This window comes from Pelobacter seleniigenes DSM 18267, assembly GCF_000711225.1.
Taxonomy (GTDB): Bacteria; Desulfobacterota; Desulfuromonadia; order Desulfuromonadales; family Geopsychrobacteraceae; genus Seleniibacterium; species Seleniibacterium seleniigenes.
Map to the genome: position 1 here is coordinate 544,111 of NZ_JOMG01000004.1, position 19,137 is coordinate 563,247.

General features: G+C 52.6%; 17 protein-coding genes and 3 tRNA genes. All 20 read left to right on the plus strand.

What is annotated here, in order from left to right:
- The first annotated feature begins 238 nt into the window (after positions 1–238).
- The 20 genes from N909_RS0119455 to mdoH all read left to right on the plus strand — a co-directional run bounded on the left by N909_RS0119455 (position 239) and on the right by mdoH (position 19,136).
- Positions 239–313: transfer RNA gene (locus N909_RS0119455), tRNA-Val, on the plus strand.
- Between the two features lie 76 nt (positions 314–389).
- Positions 390–2,306 carry a threonine--tRNA ligase gene (gene thrS, locus N909_RS0119460; RefSeq protein WP_029917809.1) on the plus strand — a complete coding sequence of 639 codons (1,917 nt, stop codon included), beginning with the start codon at positions 390–392 and terminating at the stop codon, positions 2,304–2,306.
- An 89-nt stretch (positions 2,307–2,395) separates the two neighbouring features.
- Entirely contained in the window at positions 2,396–2,908 is a 513-nt protein-coding gene (gene infC / locus N909_RS0119465; RefSeq protein WP_029917810.1) for a translation initiation factor IF-3, read from the plus strand.
- Between the two features lie 44 nt (positions 2,909–2,952).
- Positions 2,953–3,150, plus strand: a complete 198-nt coding sequence (rpmI, locus tag N909_RS0119470; RefSeq protein ID WP_029917811.1) for a 50S ribosomal protein L35 — start codon at positions 2,953–2,955, stop codon at positions 3,148–3,150.
- 108 nt (positions 3,151–3,258) lie between these two features.
- Positions 3,259–3,615, plus strand: a complete 357-nt coding sequence (gene rplT, locus N909_RS0119475; protein WP_029917812.1) for a 50S ribosomal protein L20 — start codon at positions 3,259–3,261, stop codon at positions 3,613–3,615.
- A gap of 146 nt (positions 3,616–3,761) precedes the next feature.
- On the plus strand, positions 3,762–4,778 hold the full coding sequence (pheS, locus tag N909_RS0119480) for a phenylalanine--tRNA ligase subunit alpha (RefSeq protein ID WP_029917813.1): 1,017 nt from the start codon (positions 3,762–3,764) through the stop codon (positions 4,776–4,778).
- Between the two features lie 22 nt (positions 4,779–4,800).
- Positions 4,801–7,221: a phenylalanine--tRNA ligase subunit beta gene (gene pheT, locus N909_RS0119485; RefSeq protein WP_029917814.1), complete on the plus strand. Its 2,421-nt coding sequence runs from the start codon at positions 4,801–4,803 to the stop codon at positions 7,219–7,221.
- A gap of 92 nt (positions 7,222–7,313) precedes the next feature.
- On the plus strand, positions 7,314–7,595 hold the full coding sequence (locus N909_RS0119490) for an integration host factor subunit alpha (protein WP_029917815.1): 282 nt from the start codon (positions 7,314–7,316) through the stop codon (positions 7,593–7,595).
- Positions 7,596–7,614: 19 nt separating this feature from the next.
- Complete coding sequence (locus N909_RS0119495) at positions 7,615–7,977, plus strand: MerR family transcriptional regulator (RefSeq protein ID WP_051689970.1); 363 nt, start codon at positions 7,615–7,617, stop codon at positions 7,975–7,977.
- Between the two features lie 3 nt (positions 7,978–7,980).
- Positions 7,981–8,736, plus strand: a complete 756-nt coding sequence (gene surE / locus N909_RS0119500; protein ID WP_029917817.1) for a 5'/3'-nucleotidase SurE — start codon at positions 7,981–7,983, stop codon at positions 8,734–8,736.
- Positions 8,736–9,389 carry a protein-L-isoaspartate(D-aspartate) O-methyltransferase gene (locus N909_RS0119505; RefSeq protein WP_029917818.1) on the plus strand — a complete coding sequence of 218 codons (654 nt, stop codon included), beginning with the start codon at positions 8,736–8,738 and terminating at the stop codon, positions 9,387–9,389. The genes surE and N909_RS0119505 overlap by 1 nt, the downstream gene beginning before the upstream one ends.
- Positions 9,390–9,950: 561 nt before the next feature.
- Positions 9,951–10,739, plus strand: a complete 789-nt coding sequence (locus N909_RS0119515) for a M23 family metallopeptidase (protein WP_051689971.1) — start codon at positions 9,951–9,953, stop codon at positions 10,737–10,739.
- Between the two features lie 90 nt (positions 10,740–10,829).
- The gene (locus tag N909_RS0119520; protein ID WP_029917820.1) at positions 10,830–11,798 is read left to right on the plus strand and encodes a sigma-70 family RNA polymerase sigma factor; all 969 of its coding nucleotides are present in this window, start codon (positions 10,830–10,832) and stop codon (positions 11,796–11,798) included.
- Between the two features lie 28 nt (positions 11,799–11,826).
- Positions 11,827–12,342 (plus strand): adenine phosphoribosyltransferase, encoded by a 516-nt coding sequence (locus tag N909_RS0119525; RefSeq protein WP_029917821.1) that lies wholly within the window; start codon positions 11,827–11,829, stop codon positions 12,340–12,342.
- 239 nt (positions 12,343–12,581) lie between these two features.
- Positions 12,582–12,658, plus strand: a tRNA-Arg gene (locus N909_RS0119530).
- A 182-nt stretch (positions 12,659–12,840) separates the two neighbouring features.
- Positions 12,841–14,184, plus strand: coding sequence for a UDP-glucose dehydrogenase family protein (locus tag N909_RS0119535; RefSeq protein ID WP_029917822.1), 1,344 nt, complete (start codon positions 12,841–12,843; stop codon positions 14,182–14,184).
- Complete coding sequence (locus tag N909_RS0119540) at positions 14,177–14,596, plus strand: PaaI family thioesterase (protein WP_029917823.1); 420 nt, start codon at positions 14,177–14,179, stop codon at positions 14,594–14,596. Before N909_RS0119535 ends, N909_RS0119540 begins: the two co-directional genes overlap by 8 nt.
- Before the next feature lie 73 nt (positions 14,597–14,669).
- Positions 14,670–14,744 (plus strand) — tRNA-Val (locus N909_RS0119545).
- Between the two features lie 355 nt (positions 14,745–15,099).
- The gene (locus N909_RS0119550; RefSeq protein WP_029917824.1) at positions 15,100–16,668 is read left to right on the plus strand and encodes a glucan biosynthesis protein G; all 1,569 of its coding nucleotides are present in this window, start codon (positions 15,100–15,102) and stop codon (positions 16,666–16,668) included.
- Positions 16,665–19,136 (plus strand): glucans biosynthesis glucosyltransferase MdoH, encoded by a 2,472-nt coding sequence (gene mdoH / locus N909_RS0119555; RefSeq protein ID WP_211254000.1) that lies wholly within the window; start codon positions 16,665–16,667, stop codon positions 19,134–19,136. Before N909_RS0119550 ends, mdoH begins: the two co-directional genes overlap by 4 nt.
- Position 19,137: the final 1 nt, after the last annotated feature.

A 19,137-nucleotide genomic window follows, 5' to 3' on the forward strand; every position in this document is an offset into this window, starting at 1 on the left:
CCCTTGTCTTGTCTGCTTCCCCACAGGTAGAAAGATGAAAAACCGATATTGTTCTATTGCTATTCAGTCAAAACAGTGATTTACTTTATCTTTGTCCTCTAAATCAGGCAAGCGTGAAATGTTTTACTTCGTTAAAGGTTGCGATTCGTTTGGTATGTATAAAAAAACGAAGTGAAGTTAAGAAAACAGCTTGACAGTTTATCTGGCGATTTGATACAAGAACGCCGCAGCTGGTTGCAGGCACGTAGCTCAGTGGGAGAGCACTACCTTGACACGGTAGGGGTCGGCGGTTCAATCCCGCCCGTGCCTACCAGAACCTGGCAATCAGATAAAACTGTCCTGACACGAGGCATCGCTTAGATGCCTTTTTTCGTTTAGGGAGATTGATTATGTCATTACTGGAGATAGAACTTCCAGACGGGACCAAGAAGGAAGTGGCGCCGGGAACCACTCCCTATGATGTGGCCGCCTCTATTGGTGAAGGCCTCGCCCGGCAATCGATTGCAGCAAGATTCAACGGCCGATTGGTTGATGTTGGCAGGCCGCTGGAGGAGTCCGGGAGTTTATCTCTTATCACTCAGAATTCCCCCGAAGCTCTTGAGATTATCCGTCATTCATGTGCTCACTTGATGGCTCAGGCGGTCAAAGAACTTTACGGAGATGAGGTTCAGGTCACCATCGGCCCCGCTATCAAAGATGGTTTTTACTACGATTTTTACAGCGAAACCAAAAAGTTTGTTCCCGAGGATTTCCCGGTTATTGAAAAGAAAATGGCGGAACTCGCCAAGGCCGATCTCCCGGTCACCCGAGAAGTGATGACCCGGGATGATGCCATTGCCATGTTTCGTGGAATGGGTGAGTCCTACAAGGTCGAGCTGATTGAAGACCTGCAGGAACCGACTGTATCGCTGTATCGACAGGGTAACTTTGTCGACCTTTGCCGGGGACCGCACGTGCCGCGTACCGGTGTCCATAAGGCCTTTAAACTGACCAGTCTGGCCGGAGCTTATTGGCGTGGTGACGAACATAACGCGATGTTGCAGCGGGTTTATGCAACCGCCTTTCTCAACAAGAAAGACCTGAACATCCATCTGGAAAGATTGGAAGAGGCCCGTAAGAGGGATCACCGCAAACTCGGTCGTGAATTGGACCTGTTCTCCTTTAGTGAAGATGCCGGCGGCGGGCTGGTGCTCTGGCATCCGAAGGGGGCCATGCTCAGGACCATTATTGAAGATTTTGAGCGCAAAGAGCACTTGAAGCGTGGTTATGACATTGTCGTCGGTCCGCAGATTCTAAAGACCGAGCTCTGGAAGATGTCCGGGCACTATGAGAACTACCGTGAAAATATGTATTTCACGGAAGTGGATGAGCAGGGTTACGGCATCAAGCCGATGAACTGCCTGGCTCATATGCTCATTTATAAGTCCAAGCCGCGCTCTTACCGGAATCTGCCGGTTCGCTATTTTGAGTTGGGCACGGTTCATCGCCATGAGAAGTCAGGCGTTCTTCATGGGTTGTTGCGGGTTCGCGGATTTACCCAGGATGATGCCCATATCATCTGCCGACCAGACCAGATCGACGAAGAAGTCAAAGGCGTCATGCGTTTTGTCCAGGATGTGGCGGCGATTTTCGGCTTCCAGTACACCATGGAGCTGTCCACCCGTCCGGAAAAATCCATCGGCAGTGACAGCGACTGGGAGCAGGCGACCAGTGCTCTGCGCAGTGCCCTTGAGGACAGCGGTCAGCCGTATGATATCAATGAGGGGGATGGAGCGTTTTACGGGCCCAAGATCGACGTCAAGCTGAAGGACGCGCTTGACAGAGAGTGGCAATGTGCTACAATCCAGTGCGATTTTACCCTGCCGGAACGTTTTGACCTGACCTATGTTGGAACTGACGGTGAGAAACATCGACCGGTTATGTTACATCGGGTCATTGTCGGCTCCATCGAACGTTTCATCGGGGTTCTGATTGAGCACTATGCCGGCAGTTTCCCTCTCTGGCTATCGCCGGTTCAGGCGATCGTCGTGAACGTGACCGATAATCAGGCCGATTATGCCCAGCATGTTTACGAACAACTGCGTGCGGCCGGGATCAGGGTTGAAGTCGATCTGCGTAATGAAAAGCTCGGATTTAAAATCCGTGAAGCGCAGGTGGCTAAAATCCCGTACATGCTCGTTATCGGTGATCGGGAAATGGCTGAAGAAACAGTCGCTCCGCGTTATCGTGACGGTAAAAATCTCGATTCGATGAAGGTTGATGAGTTCGTTGATTTTGTCAAAAGTGAAGCGGCAGCGTTCAAGTAATATAAAAAAAGACCCGTTGTGGGTCTTTTGTTGTTGATTTCCAGAACAGCTGTAATAATTCCAATCACGATACGCGAAGGAGTAGAGCCATAGCTAAAGAAGCGAATATCAACGAAGCCATCAGTGCACGGCGGGTCCGGGTGATTGATGATGAGGGTGGCCAACTTGGAATCCTTTCCATTGAGCAGGCGCTGTCCCAGGCTGCAGAGTCTGGACTTGACCTGGTGGAAGTTTCGCCTCAGGCTGATCCCCCGGTCTGTCGGATTATGGACTATGGGAAGTACAAATACCAGCAGGCCAAACGTGCTTCCGAGGCGAAGAAAAAGCAGGTCAAGGTCGAAATCAAAGAAGTCAAGATGAGGCCGAAGACTGAAGAGCATGATTTCTCTTTTAAAATCAAACATGCTCGTCGTTTTCTCGAAGAGGGGAACAAAGTCAAGCTGACCATCATGTTCCGCGGCCGTGAAAATGCCCATCCCGAGCAGGGAATGATGCAACTGGAAAAAGCTGTTGAAGCACTAAAGGATATCGGTCAGGTCGAAGCGCAGCCCAGTAAAATGGGCCGTTTCATGACAATGATGATCGGGCCGTTGAAAAAGTAGGATCATTTTTAACCGAGAAAGAAAATCGTCACAGGAGAGACCAAATGCCTAAAATCAAAACCAACCGTGGTGCGGCTAAGCGTTTTCGCAAGACTGGCAGCGGTAAAATCCGTCGGAACAAGGCCTTTACCAGCCACATTCTGACCAAGAAGACCACCAAGCGTAAGCGTGAATTGCGTCAAGGGGCTCTCGTTGCCAAGGCTGATGCCCGCAACATGGCTCAATTGATTCCTTACCTGTAACACTCGCCTTTCGGGGCGGGTCTGGTTGTGAACTGTGGGGACATCTCCCCCTGCAGATCCGACCGCGGCATAAGCCGAAACAACATTATTTGAGAAGGAGCAAGTGAGATGCCAAGAGTAAAAAGAGGCTTTAAGGCCAGACGTCGTCGTAATAAAATTTTAAAACTTGCTAAAGGTTACCGTGGCGCCCGCAGCAAACTGTTTCGGTCGGCGACCGAAGCGGTTGATCGCGCCTTAAACTATGCTTATCGCGACCGTCGCGTTAAAAAGCGGGATTTCCGTGCTCTCTGGATTGCACGGATCAACGCTGCCGCGCGTGAGAATGGTCTCTCCTACAGTCGCTTGATACATGGTTTGAAGCAAGCTGATGTGGCTCTGGACCGCAAGATCATGGCTGATCTTGCCGTCAATGATCCGAGCGGGTTTGCCGCTGTTGTCGATACAGCGAAAGCACGATTGCAGTAGCCGGGGGATAACCCTTCCTGGGAGATGGAGTTGCTACTTCATCTCCCTTTTTTTTTGGAAACACCTTGTTTTTGATATTCAAACTGTCAGCTGTGATGACAGGCAGGGCAACTCCTCTGCCGCTGTCATAGGATACGGATTGTTTTATGGAAAAGCGTATACAACAATTGCAGGAAGAGGCATTGTCTGCTCTTGATCAGGCGGCTGATCTGAAAACTCTGCAGGATATCAGGGTCAGCATTCTGGGGAAAAAAGGCGCCTTGACGGACGTCATGAAAGGCATGCGTGAGCTGTCTGCCGAACAGCGCCCCCGGATCGGGAGCCTGGTCAATACCCTGAAGGATCAATTCGAGCAAAGCTTCAGCCAGCGGCAGGAGGAATTGCAGCAGCTTGCCATCGCCGAAAAATTGGCCAGCGAGAAGATCGACGTCACCTTGCCGGGGAGACGACAGGTTGCCGGTAGTCATCACCCCATTACCCTGGTGACGCGGGAAATCTGCGATATCTTTTCCCGGCTCGGCTTTTCAGCTGAGGAAGGACCGGAAATTGAGAAGGATTTTTTCAATTTCGAGGCGCTGAACATCCCCAAGGACCATCCGGCCCGTGACATGCAGGACACCTTCTATATTCAGGATGAACTGGTGTTGCGAACCCATACTTCACCGGTGCAGGTCCGGACCATGCTCAAACAGGCTCCGCCGATCAGAATCATTGCTCCTGGGACGGTCTACCGGCGAGACTCGGATTTAACCCACAGTCCGATGTTTCATCAGGTTGAGGGCTTGCTGGTCGATGAAAATGTCACCTTCGGCGACCTCAAAGGCGTGTTGATTCATTTTCTCAACGAATATTTCGGAGCTGATCTGGGCGTTCGTTTCAGACCTTCATTCTTTCCTTTTACCGAACCGAGTGCCGAAGTCGATATTGCCTGTGTCATTTGCGGCGGAAAGGGCTGCCGGGTCTGTGGCGGCACTGGCTGGCTTGAAATTCTCGGCTGCGGCATGGTCGATCCCGCGGTGTTTGATTCAGTGCATTACGACGCTGAAAAATACAGTGGTTTCGCCTTTGGGATGGGGTTGGAAAGAATTGCGATGTTGAAATACGGCGTCAATGATTTACGGTTGTTTTTCGAAAATGACCTGCGTTTCCTTAAGCAATTCTGACTTTCAGCAAGGACTTGGATAAATGTTAGTCACATATAACTGGTTAAAAGATTTCGTCGACTTCGATGATTCGCCGCAGGGCCTCTGTGATCGTTTGACCATGGTCGGCCTTGAGGTCGATTCCCTCGAGGCCATCGGTGCCGACCTTGATACGGTCATTGTTGCCAAGCTGGAAGATGTTGCAACCCACCCCGATGCGGACCGGCTTACGGTTTGCCAGGTCAATAACGGGCAGGAGACAGTGCAGGTGGTCTGCGGGGCAACCAACCATAAGACCGGCGATCTCGTGGCCCTTGCGCAACCCGGTTCGGTTCTGCCCGGTGAGTTCAAGATCAAAAAATCCAAAATCCGTGGCCAGGTTTCCGCCGGGATGCTCTGTTCAGAGAAAGAACTCGGTCTTTCCCATGAATCGGCAGGGATTATGATTCTGCCGGCCGGACTAACGCTGGGGCAACCCGTGTTCGAAGCTCTTGCGCTGAAAGATTATAAAATCGAAATCGGCCTGACTCCTAATCGTCCGGATTGCCTCAGTGTCGTCGGCGTTGCCCGCGAGGTCGCGGCTATCTACGGCAAACCATTGCGACTGCCGAGCAGCGACCTGAAAGCGATCTGTGCCGAACCGATCACTGAGCAGGCTTCTATCTCTATTGAAGATGCGGGCGGCTGTCCGCGCTATGCGGCCCGAATGATTAAAGATGTTGTTATCGCTCCCTCGCCCGACTGGCTGGTGCGGCGCCTGGAAGCGGTCGGGATGCGCTCCATTAATAACGTCGTTGATGTGACCAACTATGTCATGATGGAATTAGGACATCCTCTGCACGCTTTTGACTTCCGTTATTTGGAAGAGGGTCGGATTGTCGTCAAAAAAGCTCAGGAAGGTGACCTCTTCACCACTCTGGACGGTCAGGACAGGACCCTGAGCGGTGAAGATCTGATGATCTGTGATGGTCGCCGACCGGTCGCTCTTGCCGGAGTGATGGGAGGATTGAATTCCGAAGTTCAGGATGATACCAGTACCATCCTGCTGGAGGCCGCTTATTTCAAACCGACCTCCATCCGCAGAACCGCTAAACGGCATGGTTTGCATACCGAATCATCCCACCGCTTCGAGCGGGGCGCTGATATCGATATGATCCCCATCGTTCTTGACCGGGCTGCGGCATTGATCGCCGAGCTGGGGCAAGGGGAGATCCTCTCCGGGATCATCGATAATTATTCGCAGCCGCTGCCAACCCCGGTGCTGGATATCAGCGTCACCAAAACTTGCCAGCTGCTGGATGTCGTCGTGGATCGCGAGACCATCGCCCAGCTGTTGGGATCGATCGGTCTCAGGGTCGAAGTTGGGGCCGATGCGGATGACCTCCGGGTCACCGTGCCCAGCTTCCGTCCGGATATCGAACGTGAAATAGACTTGATCGAGGAAGTTGCCCGGCTTTATGGCTACCATCGGATTCCGGTGACGATGCCGAAAGGGATCGTTGATGCCAAACAGCCGCCCAAGCGGCAACAGATCAAAGATTTGTTGACTCGGTTCATGGTCGGCGCCGGTTTTGCCGAAGCAATCAACTATTCGTTCGTTTCGGCCGATTCCATCAACCGTCTCGGCCTTGCTGCCGATGATGACCGGTTACGGCTGATTCCGCTCAGAAATCCTTTGTCCGAAGATCAGGCGGTGATGAGAACAAGCCTGGTTCCCAGTCTGCTGGAGACGGTGGCGCGCAATCTCAATTACAAATCAACCGATTTGCGGTTGTTTGAATTGCGCCCGGTGTTTCTCGATCTGCTCAACCTGCCTGAGGATGGCTGCGCTGAAAAATTGTCGTTAACTGCAGTGCTGACTGGCCGCCGCGAGCCGGAAGGTTGGTCGCAGTCTCAGGCCAATATCGATTTTTATGATGTTAAGGGGATTGTCGAGGAGTTGTTGACCGGTCTCTCCATAGACCAGGTCAGTTTTGATCCGACGGCTGCTCAACCTTATCTGCATCCTGGCAAATCCTGTGGGTTGATGGTGCGAGACGGTCTCTCGCTGGGAGTCATGGGCGAGTTGCATCCTCAGGTGCTGGGACGGTTTGATATCGACCAGCCGGTCTATCTTATTGAACTGGACGTTGAAGGCCTGATCGCTTGCTGTGAAGATTCCCGGAAATTCGTGCCCCTTTCCAGGTATCCCAATGTCATCAGGGACAGCGCCTTGCTGGTGGCGGAATCTGTCAGTGCCGCTCAGGTCCTTGATATTGCCCGGAGCATCAAACAGAAGACCATCGAGGATGTTACCCTGTTTGACGTCTATACCGGCAAGGGCATCCCGGAAGGGAAGAAGAGTATGGCCATCAGGGTGCGTTATCGGGATTTGGAAAAAACTCTGACCGAAGAAGAAGTGAATAGATCCCATGACAAGCTGATTCGGACCATTTGTCAGCAATTGGGTGCGGAAATTCGCTGATAGGCCTTGCAGTGTATTTTTCTGTATGGTATGAATCTAGAAAAATCAGATAGATAGTAGAACTTTTAACACCTGCTTAAGCGGGAGGGAATATGACCAAAGCAGATCTTATTGAGAGCGTTTACCTGACAACAGGTTTTTCGAAGAAGGAATCGGCAGCGATTGTCGAAATGGTTTTTGATTTGATGAAAAATACCCTGGAGAGTGGCGAAAAAATCAAGATTGCCGGTTTCGGCAATTTTGTTGTCAAAGAGAAAGCTTCCCGGCGCGGACGTAATCCGCAAACCGGAAGCGAAATTGAGATCTCTGCACGGAAGATCTTAACTTTCAAACCCAGCCAGGTTCTTAAGGCCGCCATCAACGAAACCCCATAAGTTCCAGTTGAGCCGAGCGGTGATTGAAATACCTGACAAGCTCTATTATAAAATAGGCGAAGTTGCAGCACTGTTGGAGCTGAAAACTCATGTGTTGCGTTACTGGGAAACCGAATTTTCCGAGTTGTGTCCGGTAAAAAGCCGCAGTAAGCAAAGGCTTTATCGGCGTAAAGACGTTGAAACGGCCCTGCTGATAAAGGATCTGCTTTATCAGCAGGGCTTTACTATTGCCGGGGCAAAGAAGCAACTGCAGAGCGAGCTTCAGGCCTCCCTGCCGTTTGATGCTCCCGAGCAGACAGCCGAGCATCTCCTCAAAGTTATCAAAGCGGATCTTTTGCGCATCCGTAAACGACTTGCAAATCCAGCCAGCAGTGAAGAGTGATTTGTGCTGATTCTTGTGACCAATGATGACGGTATCAGGTCTCCCGGCCTGAAAGCCTTGGCGCAGGCCCTGCAGGATCTGGCCCGGGTAGTGGTGGTGGCTCCTGATCGCAATCGCAGCGCCGTGGGCCATTCGGTGACTCTTGAACGGCCGTTGCGGGCTGACGAACTGAAGGCGGATGTGTTCGCCGTTGACGGTACCCCGACGGACTGCGTGCATCTCGGCATTCACGGGTTGATTCGGCAACGTCCTGACTTGGTTGTTTCCGGGATCAACCGCGGCAGCAATGTTGGCGATGACATTACCTACTCGGGGACGGTTAGCGCGGCCCTGGAAGCGGCTCTAATGGGGCTTCCGGCCTTCGCGGTGTCCCTCGATTCCGACCAGTTTCTGACTGAAAATCTGGACCGGGCGGCTGCTTTTGCCCGGAAGCTGGCCAAGCTTGTCCTGGCACAGGGGCTGCCGCAGGATACCTTCCTGAATGTCAATGTCCCGGCTGGAACCTGTCAGGGGGTTGAACTGACCCGGCAGGGGAAAAGACGTTACGGGGAGGCGGTGGTCTGCAATGAGGACCCCCGCGGACGGAAATATTACTGGATCGGCGGTTCACAGGCTGCTTTTCAGGATATTGCCGGAACCGATAGCTTTGCTTTGCAGCAGGGTCGTATCTCGGTGACCCCGTTACGCACCAACTTTACTCATGAACAATCCTATCACCATCTGCAAGGGTGGTTGGACGCAACGCACAAGGACAACTAATGGACTATTCCGTTGCCCGCCGAAGGATGGTTGAGCAGCAGATTGTCGCCCGTGGCATTGATGATTCGCGGGTGATTCAGGCTTTGCTTGATGTGCCACGGCACCTTTTTGTCGAACCGGGCCTGCAGAGTCATGCTTACAGTGACGGGTCCTTACCGATCGGGGAAAAGCAGACGATCTCACAGCCTTATATCGTTGCAGTGATGACCGCGGCCCTTGGTTTGAGCGGCTCGGAGCGGGTTCTGGAGGTGGGGACCGGTTCCGGTTATCAGACTGCGGTGTTGGCTAAACTGGTCAAACGTGTGTACTCCATTGAACGCATCCCTTCGCTTGCAGCCAAAGCCCGCAGAATCCTTGATCAGCTCAGGTTGTACAATATTAATATCAAAATTGCCGACGGAACCATCGGCTGGCAGGATCAGGCCCCCTTTGACGCTATCCTGGTTGCTGCCGGATCCCCCGAAATCCCCCAGAAGTATTTGGATCAGTTGGAAATCAATGGCAAGCTGATCATGCCGGTCGGAAACCGGGAGACCCAGGAGCTGGTGCTGGTGATAAAGCGAGAAGATGGTCGCTTCGTCCAGCAAACCCTGATGGGATGCCGGTTTGTGCCGCTGATTGGGGAGAATGGCTGGCAATCTGATCCGGTGTGAGCTAGCTGGTTGTCATCCGGAAACACTGGATGATAATAATCAAGTTTTCAGATTGGAAACAAGCTGGATGCTTATGAACCGATTTAGCCAGCTCTGCGATTAGGCTTTGTCCTGATCTGGGACATTTATGAATGGCGTTAGTTTAAGAGTTGCTGGCAGCAAAGCCGGGACTGTCCCTGCACGGGGGCTGTCCCAGGTCTTTGCGGTGTTAACCGCGACAGTTTCATGGCTCGCAAACTCTTGGGACAGCCCCCGATGATCCTGGGGACAGTCCCGAGTTTACTGCAACGTTACTTCACCTAGTGCCATTCTGGACGTTTAAGGTTTTTTCTGGTGGCTGCGCTGTTCTATTATTTTGGCGCCAGCGCCCGCGCATTGATAGAAAAGTACTTTAATCTTTTATCCTTTTTGTTGCTTGTTGTCCTGATCGGAATCATACTGCTGATAAAAATTTTCTGATGACAACTTCCTGTGGCTTATCATGATGGACTATACAGTCACGCTTTTTCGGATATCTGAGCCGGCGATCCTGGCCGGGCAGGTGAGGAACAGGAAAAAGTCATGAAATTTTATATAATTATTGCCGGATTGCTGGGACTGCTGCTGGCTGGTTGCCAAACCGGTGTTTATCATACGGTGACCAAAGGGCAGACTCTCTACCGCATCAGCCGAACTTATCAGGTCAACGAAACCTACCTGGCCAGAGTCAACGGCATCTCCGATCCGAGCCAGCTTCGCATCGGGACTCGGCTGTTCATTCCCGGCGCAACTCGCCAAAGAAGTGTTCCGGTCGTCCGTCCTGACGTCCCTCCGGCCCTTGCGGTTGTCCCGCAGCCCGCCCCGAAGTCTCAAGTGGCCAAACCAGCGGCCCCTGTTGCGCCCGCTGCTCCTGCCAGGCAACCGTCACCCCCCAGGGGAACGGCTCCCGACAATACTCCTGCTGTGTTGGCCAGCAAGGCTCCACCGGCGACCACCGTCAAAAAATTACAGTGGCCACTACGGGGGAAAATTGTCAGAACCTTTAGTGATCAGGGGAAAGCCGGCGGCGGCAAGGGGATTGAGATCGCCGTGCGAGCCGGTTCGGATGTCTCTGCGGCGGAGGCCGGAAAAGTCATTTATAGTGGGGATGGGGTCAAAGGTTACGGTTTCCTCGTCATATTACAACATGAAAATGATCTTTTCACCGTCTACGGCTTCAATCAGCGTAACCTGGTCCGCCAGGGAGACTATGTCAGCAAAGGGGAAAAAGTTGCGCTGTCCGGAATACCGCCAGGCGGCGGCAAGCCGCGACTGCACTTTGAGGTGCGGAAAGGAAAGACCGCGGTCAACCCGATTTTGTACTTGCCTTGAATTATTGGCCTCTCTACACTTGGTTTAATGAGTGACCGTCTTTTCCTGCGACGGATATGAAAGTTCCATTGGTTTACCGAGGAGGTTGTAATGGATGATTTCAGTAAAGATGTAGATTCTGAAGACGATGTCGTCGAAGATCAGGAGGAAATGGACGGTTTTTCAGAGGTTGAATTCGATGATGAAGAGGATGCGAAATCGTCCAAAGAGACCTCTGCTGATGATGAGCAGGCGACGGCTGATGCCATTAAGCTTTATCTGAAGGAAATTCAAAAGAGCAAGCTGCTGACCGCCGAAGACGAACGCTATCTGGCCGGCCTTATCGCCCAGGGGGATGATGCGGCCAGGGAGCGGATGATTGAGTCCAATTTGCGTCTGGTGGTCAAGATTGCCAAGCGCTATATGAACCGGGGACTGCCTTTTCTTGACCTGATTGAGGAAGGCAATATGGGGCTGATCAAGGCGGTTGAAAAATTCAAAGTCAGCAAAGGCTGCCGCTTTTCAACCTATGCGACCTGGTGGATTCGGCAATCCATTGAGCGTGCTCTGGTCAACCAGAGCCGCACTATCCGATTGCCGGTGCATGTTGCCGATGATATCAATAAGTTGGCAAAAGTCAGCCGTGAACTGGTCCATCGCCTGAAGCGCGATCCGGAAATTGATGAGGTCGCCGAGGCCATGGGAACGGATGCCCGCTATGTTAGGCGGATGATGGTGCTGGTCAAAAAGACCTTCTCCATCGAGCATCCGATGGGGGATAATGAGGATTACAGCCTGATCGATACCATTGAAGACAAGAATCTTGTTGATCCCGGCAGTATGATAGAAGATCTCGATCGCTATGCCCATGTGATGGAATGGATGGCAGAGTTGAACGATAATGAACGGGAAATTCTGGCCATGCGCTTCGGGCTGGACGATCGCGAGCCGCAGACCCTTGATACCATCGGCCGAAAATTCGGGGTCACCCGGGAACGCATCAGGCAGATCGAGGCCAAAAGTCTGGCCAAATTGAGAAGAACAGTTCAGGAACGTTTATCTGACGAAAATGAACATTAGTCCGAAGAAAGATTCAGGAGTGAATTGAATGGACGATTTAAAACAGATTATCAGGGATATCCCTGATTTCCCCAAAAAAGGGATTATCTTCAAGGATATTACGACCTTGTTGGCGGACGCGAAAAGCTTTCAGCGTATGGTCGATCTGCTGGCCCATCGCTATATCGGCGAAAAAATAGATCAGATTGTCGGGATTGAGGCGCGTGGATTTATTTTGGGCGCCGCGCTGGCCTATAAACTGGGAACCGGTATTACCTTGGTGCGCAAACCAGGTAAGCTGCCTTACAAGACCCGAAGTATCAGCTATGAGCTTGAGTACGGCAGTGATTCCCTGGAAATTCACGAAGATGCCTTCAAGCCGGGGGACAAGGTGATTGTTGCTGACGATCTGCTGGCCACCGGAGGAACCATGGCGGCTGTTGTCGACCTGGTGGAAAAATTCGGGGCCGAAATTCATGAATGCGCCTTCATGGCGGAACTTGAGTTTTTAAACGGACGGAGTAAACTTCCAGACGGCAAAGTTTTCAGTCTGATGAAATTCTAAATGGGGCAAGGGCAAACTGTCGCTCGTCGGCAAGTCGCTGTAAGGCAACGACTGCGACTGCAGTTGTTGCTTTTATCCAGTGAGAAAGCCCTTATTTATCAAGCTTCGATTGAATCATTTGCGAAGGGGGTTTTATAAAGGATTTGCCGGGAGATTTGTCGTCTTGGTTATTTAGCCGCGAGAAAAATTACCGGCTGGGGCTTGTCAAAAATCGATAGCTGGGTTATAAGCGTGCCCACGGCCCCGTAGCTCAGTTGGATAGAGCGGCACCCTCCTAAGGTGAAGGTCGGAGGTTCAAATCCTCCCGGGGTCGCCATTTCATCGTCCGGAAACAGGCTGGATTCCTTATTTAGATCCCCTTGGTGAGCTTTTTAGGTAGGTTTTATGACTGCAGCTGCTGGCTTGCTGTCGGTTGTTGATTAAAGTTCAATTTTTTGGGCTGCCGACTGGTTTGTCCCAGGAAATGACTATTATCGAATTATTAATACAGGAGAAAATATGAACCTGACAATTATCGGAACCGGGTATGTCGGCCTGGTCAGCGGTGCTTGTTTTGCTGAAATGGGCAATCGGGTGAACTGCGTTGATGTCGATCAGGAGAAAATCCGCGGTCTGCAAAAGGGCAAGCTGCCGATTTACGAACCGGGCCTGGAGGGGATTGTTTCCCGTAATTTTTCCGAAGGGCGTCTGCATTTCACCACCAGCCTGGCGGAAGCGGTCAAAACCTCCAATATCTATTTTATCGCGGTTGGTACACCCCCTGGAGAAGATGGCTCGGCTGACCTGCGCTATGTTCTCGCTGTAGCCCGCGAGATTGGCAGCCTGATCACCGATTATTCAGTGATTGTCGACAAGTCAACGGTTCCGGTCGGTACCGCCGACCTGGTCCGGGCCGCAGTTCAGGAAGAACTCGATAAACGCGGGATCAAGGTCGAGTTTGACGTGGTCAGTAATCCAGAGTTTCTGAAAGAAGGCGCGGCCATTGATGACTTCATGAAACCGGATCGGGTGATTGTCGGTACCGAAAGCGATCGGGCCAGGGAGCTTATGCATCAGCTGTATGCTCCTTTCAACCGGAATCACGAGCGGACCATCTTCATGGGGGTGCGCGATGCCGAGATGACCAAATATGCCGCCAACTCCATGCTGGCCACCAAAATTTCCTTTATCAACGAAATTTCCAATTTATGTGAACTGATGGGGGTTGATGTCGAGAATGTGCGGCGCGGGATCGGTTCGGACAGCCGCATCGGCTTCTCGTTTATCTATCCGGGCTGCGGTTACGGCGGATCCTGTTTCCCCAAGGACGTTCAGGCTCTTATCCGCATGGCCCAGGATTATTCCTATCAGCCGGAAGTCCTGCTCTCTGTGGAAAATCGTAATAAACAACAAAAGCAATGGTTTTCCCGGCAGCTTGAAAAACGCTTTGGCAAAGATCTGAGCGGGCTGCGCTTCGGCCTTTGGGGGCTGGCTTTCAAACCCGGGACGGATGATATGCGCGAGGCTCCGTCCAAGGTGCTGATTGCCGACCTGATTGCCGCGGGCGCCAAAGTGATTGCCTATGATCCGGTTGCCATGGAAACGGCGGTCAAGGAATTACCCGCCCAGTGGTTCGAATCCGGTTCCCTGACCCTTGCCAACAATCAATACGATGCCTTGGTCGATACAGACGCTTTACTGCTGGTGACGGAGTGGAAGCCGTTTCGGAATCCTGACCTGGCGGCGATGCGCAAGAGCATGCGCAAGCAGGTCATCTTTGACGGACGCAATCAGTATGAGCCTGAATACATTGTTCGGGAAGGGTTTGAATATTTTGGTGTCGGGCGTCTGACCCATGGCTGAATCCGGGGAGGTGCTCTACAAGGATGATTCTGCGTGTTTTGTCTGTGGCCGGAATAACCCCCTTGGCTTGCAAGTCGTTTTTCAGACCGATCCCGCGGGTAACACCAGTTATGCGCGCGTGACTCTGGCATCCGAATACCAGGGCTGGCAAGGGGTGGTGCATGGAGGAATTCTGGCCACCTTGCTGGATGAAGCCTGTGTCTACGCCTGCCGCAATCTGGCGGATCAATGTGTTACCGCCGAAATGCAGGTCCGTTATCGCAAACCGGTCCCGGTCGGGGTGGAGGTCGAACTGTTCGGTCAACTGTTGGAGCATAAGCGCAAGATCTGGAGTGCCTGTGCTCAGGTCAAAGTTGACGGGACTCTTTATGCTGAAGCCCAGGCCAAAGTATTTGTTTTGGATAAGCATTAAATCGTTGCGGATAAAAAAGAGCCAAATCTCGCATTGACAGTCCGGTTGGTTATTGCTATATAAGAGCCCTCTTGGGCGTTTAGCTCAGCGGGAGAGCACTGCCTTCACACGGCAGGGGTCACTGGTTCAATCCCAGTAACGCCCACCAAGAAAAAACATGCAGCTATTCGGTCATGACCGGGTCGCGATAATAAAAAAGTCGGCAACTGTGCCGGCTTTTTCTCTTTCCTGAGTTCCTCCCGACATTATTTTTTTCCTGCATCGCTGCTGTCCTTGACTGAATGAAACTGCAACAATTTTGCAACACTGTGTCTTCCTGACCTCTTCCTTTCCGCGACGGTTTCTGCCATGCGAACCATTTCTGGTCAACTCTGGTCGATTTTCTCATTAAATCAGCTGTTTTTTCTTCTGGTCATGAAATGGTCGAATCTGTTATTTCAGGCACTTGTTTTGCACCCATTAAGTGGGAATATATTCCAGATCAAATGTGAGAGGTTTTTTAAATGAAAAGAACGATCGTTGATGCAATGACAGCAGCTATTGTTTTGGTTCTGCTGGTGACATTGCTTGGTGTAGCAGGGCCGGTACAAGCCGATGATTTTACTTTTCAGCAGGTGATTGACCAGGCCAGGCAATTGGCGGGGGAAAGTTATGTTCCGCCGCCGCCTTTACCCGAGTTGCTCCGGAACATGACTTACGATGAATGGAGAACCATTCGACAGCGTCGGGATAAAGCTTACTGGCATGCTCAAAAATTTCCCTTTGAACTGCAGTTTTTTCATCCCGGTTTTGTTTATGATCGGACTGTCAAACTCAATGCCGTTACCCCAACGGGGGTTGTGCCCATTGTTGCCGAGCGCAGCTGGTTTGACTATGGCGGCTTGCCCCAGTCACCACAGATTCCAGAACAGGTCGGTCTGGCCGGATTCCGGGTGCATTCTGCCATAAAAACGACTGACTACCTGGATGAGTTTCTGGTGTTCCTTGGCGGGAGCTATCTACGTGCGGTCGGCAAAGACGATGCGTATGGCCTTTCTGCCCGTGGTCTCGCCATCGATACTGCATCCTCCCATGGTGAAGAATTTCCCTGGTTCAGGGAATTCTGGATCGTTCAGCCCAAGCCGACAGATAGTGCCTTGACTATTTTTGCGCTGCTGGACAGTCAGCGTGTCACCGGGGCGTATCAATATACCGTGGTTCCAGGTCCGAATACGATTATCAATGTTTCTAGTCACCTGTTTTGCAGGGAAGCGGTTGACAAGCTCGGCATTGCCCCTCTGACCAGTATGTATTTTTTCGGTGAGAATAACCGGCTTCCGGGAATCGATGATTTCCGTCCTGAGGTCCATGATTCCGATGGGTTACTGATCCATTTCGGTTCCGGTGAATGGTTATGGCGACCATTGAGTAACGGCAGGTTGCTACAGGTGAACGGTTTCAAGGGCCTTTCCTTCAAGGGGTTTGGATTACTGCAGAGAGACAAGAGTTTTGATCACTACCAGGATCTTGAGGCCCACTATGAAAAGAGACCAGGGCTGTGGATCGAGCCTCTTTCTGAATGGGGTCCGGGGCGGATCGAACTCATTCAGATTCCGACCAAGGATGAAATCCACGACAATGTCGTCGCCTTCTTTGTGCCCGATGCCCCTCCCCAGGCCGGCAGCGAGTTGCAGTTTGACTATCGCATGTGGTGGGGAGGCGGGAACAAGATCGATTCGCCCGGTGCACGTGTGGTCGCCACCCGTATCGGGCGGGAGCAGGATGCTTCCCGGTATCGGTTTGTCATCGATTTTGCCGGCGCGGGCCTCAAGCGATTGTCGGACGAGCAACCTGTTGAGGCGGTTGTCAGCGCCGGGGCAGGAGGGCGGGTTGTCATGCAGACCGTGCAAAAGAACCCGCTTGATCAAAGCTGGCGGTTGGCCTTTGTTCTGGCAACCGAGCCCAAAACGGCGCTGGATAAAGTGCTGCCGGATAATGGCCGCGGCATTGAAGTGAGGGCATTCCTCAAAAACGGCCCTGATGTCATCTCCGAAACCTGGAGCTATCTGCTTGGCAAAAAGGGGGGGCCGTGAGCAATTTTAAACGCCTTCAGAAGGATAAAAGTGCCTGTGCCGATTCCATAGCACAGCGTTGTCTGACCTTTCTACGTTGCTGGCCCATTTCGGAAGTGCGACGCTACGAACTGGTTATGGCGGCATTGCACAGTTTTAAGCATAAGAATGAATTGAGCGATGGCGCAATCCAAGCCGAGGTCCTCCAGGATTTGCGAGCAAAGATCCAGCAGGAAGTCGGTGGTGATGACTTGGCTGCGGTTCCCCGACTCAAGCGGCGCAGCATGTCTGCCAATCCCTGGGCAAGCTTTAAATCCTGGCCGAAAAAGCACACCGGCGGTCAGTCTCAACAACGGTCTGCCGTGGCTGATGGGTCGGCGGCGACCGCGTTGCCAGCGGGACGATTCGCCTGGCAGGGCAGGGCCTTGCGGCGCAGGCTGCTGTTGGCTCTGCTGGTTTTCCCACCGGCCCTGCTGGCAGCCTGGGGGGTATCGACGGTGCTGCCGTTTCATGGTGGCAGTGCTATAGAAAAAGCTCTCATCGTGGTGTCCGGCCTGTTGTTTGCCTGGGTATCGGTCGGCTTCTGGGTGGCCCTGGCCGGCTTTGTCGTGCTGACCAGGCGCTCGGGGCGCGACCTGCTGGGCAGAGACCTGCCTGTACTGCCGACCGCGATTTCCCCGGGCTGCCGGACCGCGATTCTGTTTCCCATCTGTGGTGAGGATATGCGTCGGATCAGTGCCGGCGTCTTTTCCGTTTATCGGTCCCTGCAGGAAACGGGTCAGATGAACGCCTTTGATTTTTTCCTTCTGAGTGATTCCAAAGATCCCGATGCCTGGGTCAATGAAGAAATCCAGTGGCGGCAATTATCTAGCGACCTTGGCGACCCGGGGAATATATTTTATCGGCGCAGGCACCTCAATATTAAGCGCAAGAGTGGCAATGTCGCTGATTTCTGTCGCCGTTTCGGAGCCGCTTACCGGTATATGATTGTTTTTGACGCGGATAGTGTCATGAGTGGCACCAGTTTGGTTAGACTGGTGCAATTGATGGAGCATCATCCGGATGTCGGGATCATCCAGACCCCACCTGCCGTGGTCGGTCGAGAAACCCTTTTTGCCAGAATGCAACAGTTTGCCAGCCGCGCTTACGGACCTCTGTTCGCTGCCGGACTGCATGCCCTGCAGCTTGGGGATGGCAGCTTCTGGGGGCACAATGCCATCTTGCGGGTTGAACCCTTCATGGAGCATTGCAGCCTGCCGAGACTACCGGGGAAAGCCCCGTGGGGAGGCGATATTCTCAGTCACGATTTTGTTGAATCGGCATTGATGCGCCGGGCTGGCTGGACCGTCTGGCTGGCCTACGATATGGATGGCTCTTATGAAGAACCGCCGCCGACTCTGGTGGATGAAATCAACCGGGATCGGCGCTGGTGCAGCGGTAACCTGCAACATTTGCGTCTGCTGTTTGTCGACGGATTCTCGGCGGCCCACCGTTGGTTGTTTATCAACGGGATCATGAGTTATGTTTCGGCCCTGCTGTGGATGGTTTTGTTGCTGCTTTCCTCCGCCGCAGTTATTGTTGAAGCCTTTCGTCCGCCGGAATACTTTCCGTCTGGGCGGGCTTTGTTCCCGCAATGGCCGGTCTGGGATCCTTTTGGCCCGCTTGCGCTGCTGACCGTCACTGCCGTTTTATTGTTTTTCCCTAAATTTTTGGCGCTGCTGACGATCGTTCGGCAAAAGCGCTGCAGCAGGTTTGGTGGGATCTGCGGGATGTTGAAAAGCCTGTTTGTCGAGTCGTTGTTGTCGGTCTGCCTGGCGCCGCTCAGAATGTGGTTTCATTGTAAATTTATCGCCTTCCATTTCCTGGGGATAAAAACCGGCTGGTTGCCGCAGAATAGAGAAGACTTGAGTACCGGCTGGCGGGATGCCACCAGATTTCATGGCTCTGGGGTGCTGTTCGCAGCGCTTTGGACGGTCATCCTGGGGCTGATCAGTCCAGGTTTTTTACTCTGGATGATGCCGATTGTCATTCCGTTGTTACTTGCGGTCCCTATCTCGGTCTTGACCAGCCGAACCAATTTAGGCCAGGCGGCCAGAAAGCACCGGTTGTTTCTTATCCCGGAAGAAACCGCACCGCCTCCTGAACTGGTCGCGCTGATGAACAGGCAGGTTGTCTTGGCTCGTTCCGAATCGCCTCTGCGCCTGAAGCCGACTGACGGATTTGTTCGGGCCGTTTTGAATCCGCGGATAAACCTTCTTCATCGGCGGTTGTCAGGGAACACTATCCAGTCCAGGCTGGCTGCCGGTCGCCGTTTTCTCCTCTTGAGAAAAGCGTTGAATTCAGGCCCGGAGGGCTTGAGTGTTGAAGAAAAGAAACGTATTCTACGGGATAGCCTGACCCTCTGGATGCTGCACAAGGCGGTTTGGTCTTTGCCTGAGGGTCCGTTGACCGCCAAATGGTTTGGCCGTTATACCCAGCGAACACCTTAGC

Bases quoted from the DNA above. Each gene is read 5' to 3' on its own strand.
- thrS (WP_029917809.1), top strand. From the start codon at position 390: ATGTCATTACTGGAGATAGAACTTCCAGACGGGACCAAGAAGGAAGTG.
- rpmI (WP_029917811.1), top strand. From the start codon at position 2,953: ATGCCTAAAATCAAAACCAACCGTGGTGCGGCTAAGCGTTTTCGCAAG.
- rplT (WP_029917812.1), top strand. From the start codon at position 3,259: ATGCCAAGAGTAAAAAGAGGCTTTAAGGCCAGACGTCGTCGTAATAAA.
- pheS (WP_029917813.1), top strand. From the start codon at position 3,762: ATGGAAAAGCGTATACAACAATTGCAGGAAGAGGCATTGTCTGCTCTT.
- pheT (WP_029917814.1), top strand. From the start codon at position 4,801: ATGTTAGTCACATATAACTGGTTAAAAGATTTCGTCGACTTCGATGAT.
- N909_RS0119490 (WP_029917815.1), top strand. From the start codon at position 7,314: ATGACCAAAGCAGATCTTATTGAGAGCGTTTACCTGACAACAGGTTTT.
- N909_RS0119505 (WP_029917818.1), top strand. From the start codon at position 8,736: ATGGACTATTCCGTTGCCCGCCGAAGGATGGTTGAGCAGCAGATTGTC.
- N909_RS0119515 (WP_051689971.1), top strand. From the start codon at position 9,951: ATGAAATTTTATATAATTATTGCCGGATTGCTGGGACTGCTGCTGGCT.
- N909_RS0119520 (WP_029917820.1), top strand. From the start codon at position 10,830: ATGGATGATTTCAGTAAAGATGTAGATTCTGAAGACGATGTCGTCGAA.
- N909_RS0119525 (WP_029917821.1), top strand. From the start codon at position 11,827: ATGGACGATTTAAAACAGATTATCAGGGATATCCCTGATTTCCCCAAA.
- N909_RS0119535 (WP_029917822.1), top strand. From the start codon at position 12,841: ATGAACCTGACAATTATCGGAACCGGGTATGTCGGCCTGGTCAGCGGT.
- N909_RS0119540 (WP_029917823.1), top strand. From the start codon at position 14,177: ATGGCTGAATCCGGGGAGGTGCTCTACAAGGATGATTCTGCGTGTTTT.
- N909_RS0119550 (WP_029917824.1), top strand. From the start codon at position 15,100: ATGAAAAGAACGATCGTTGATGCAATGACAGCAGCTATTGTTTTGGTT.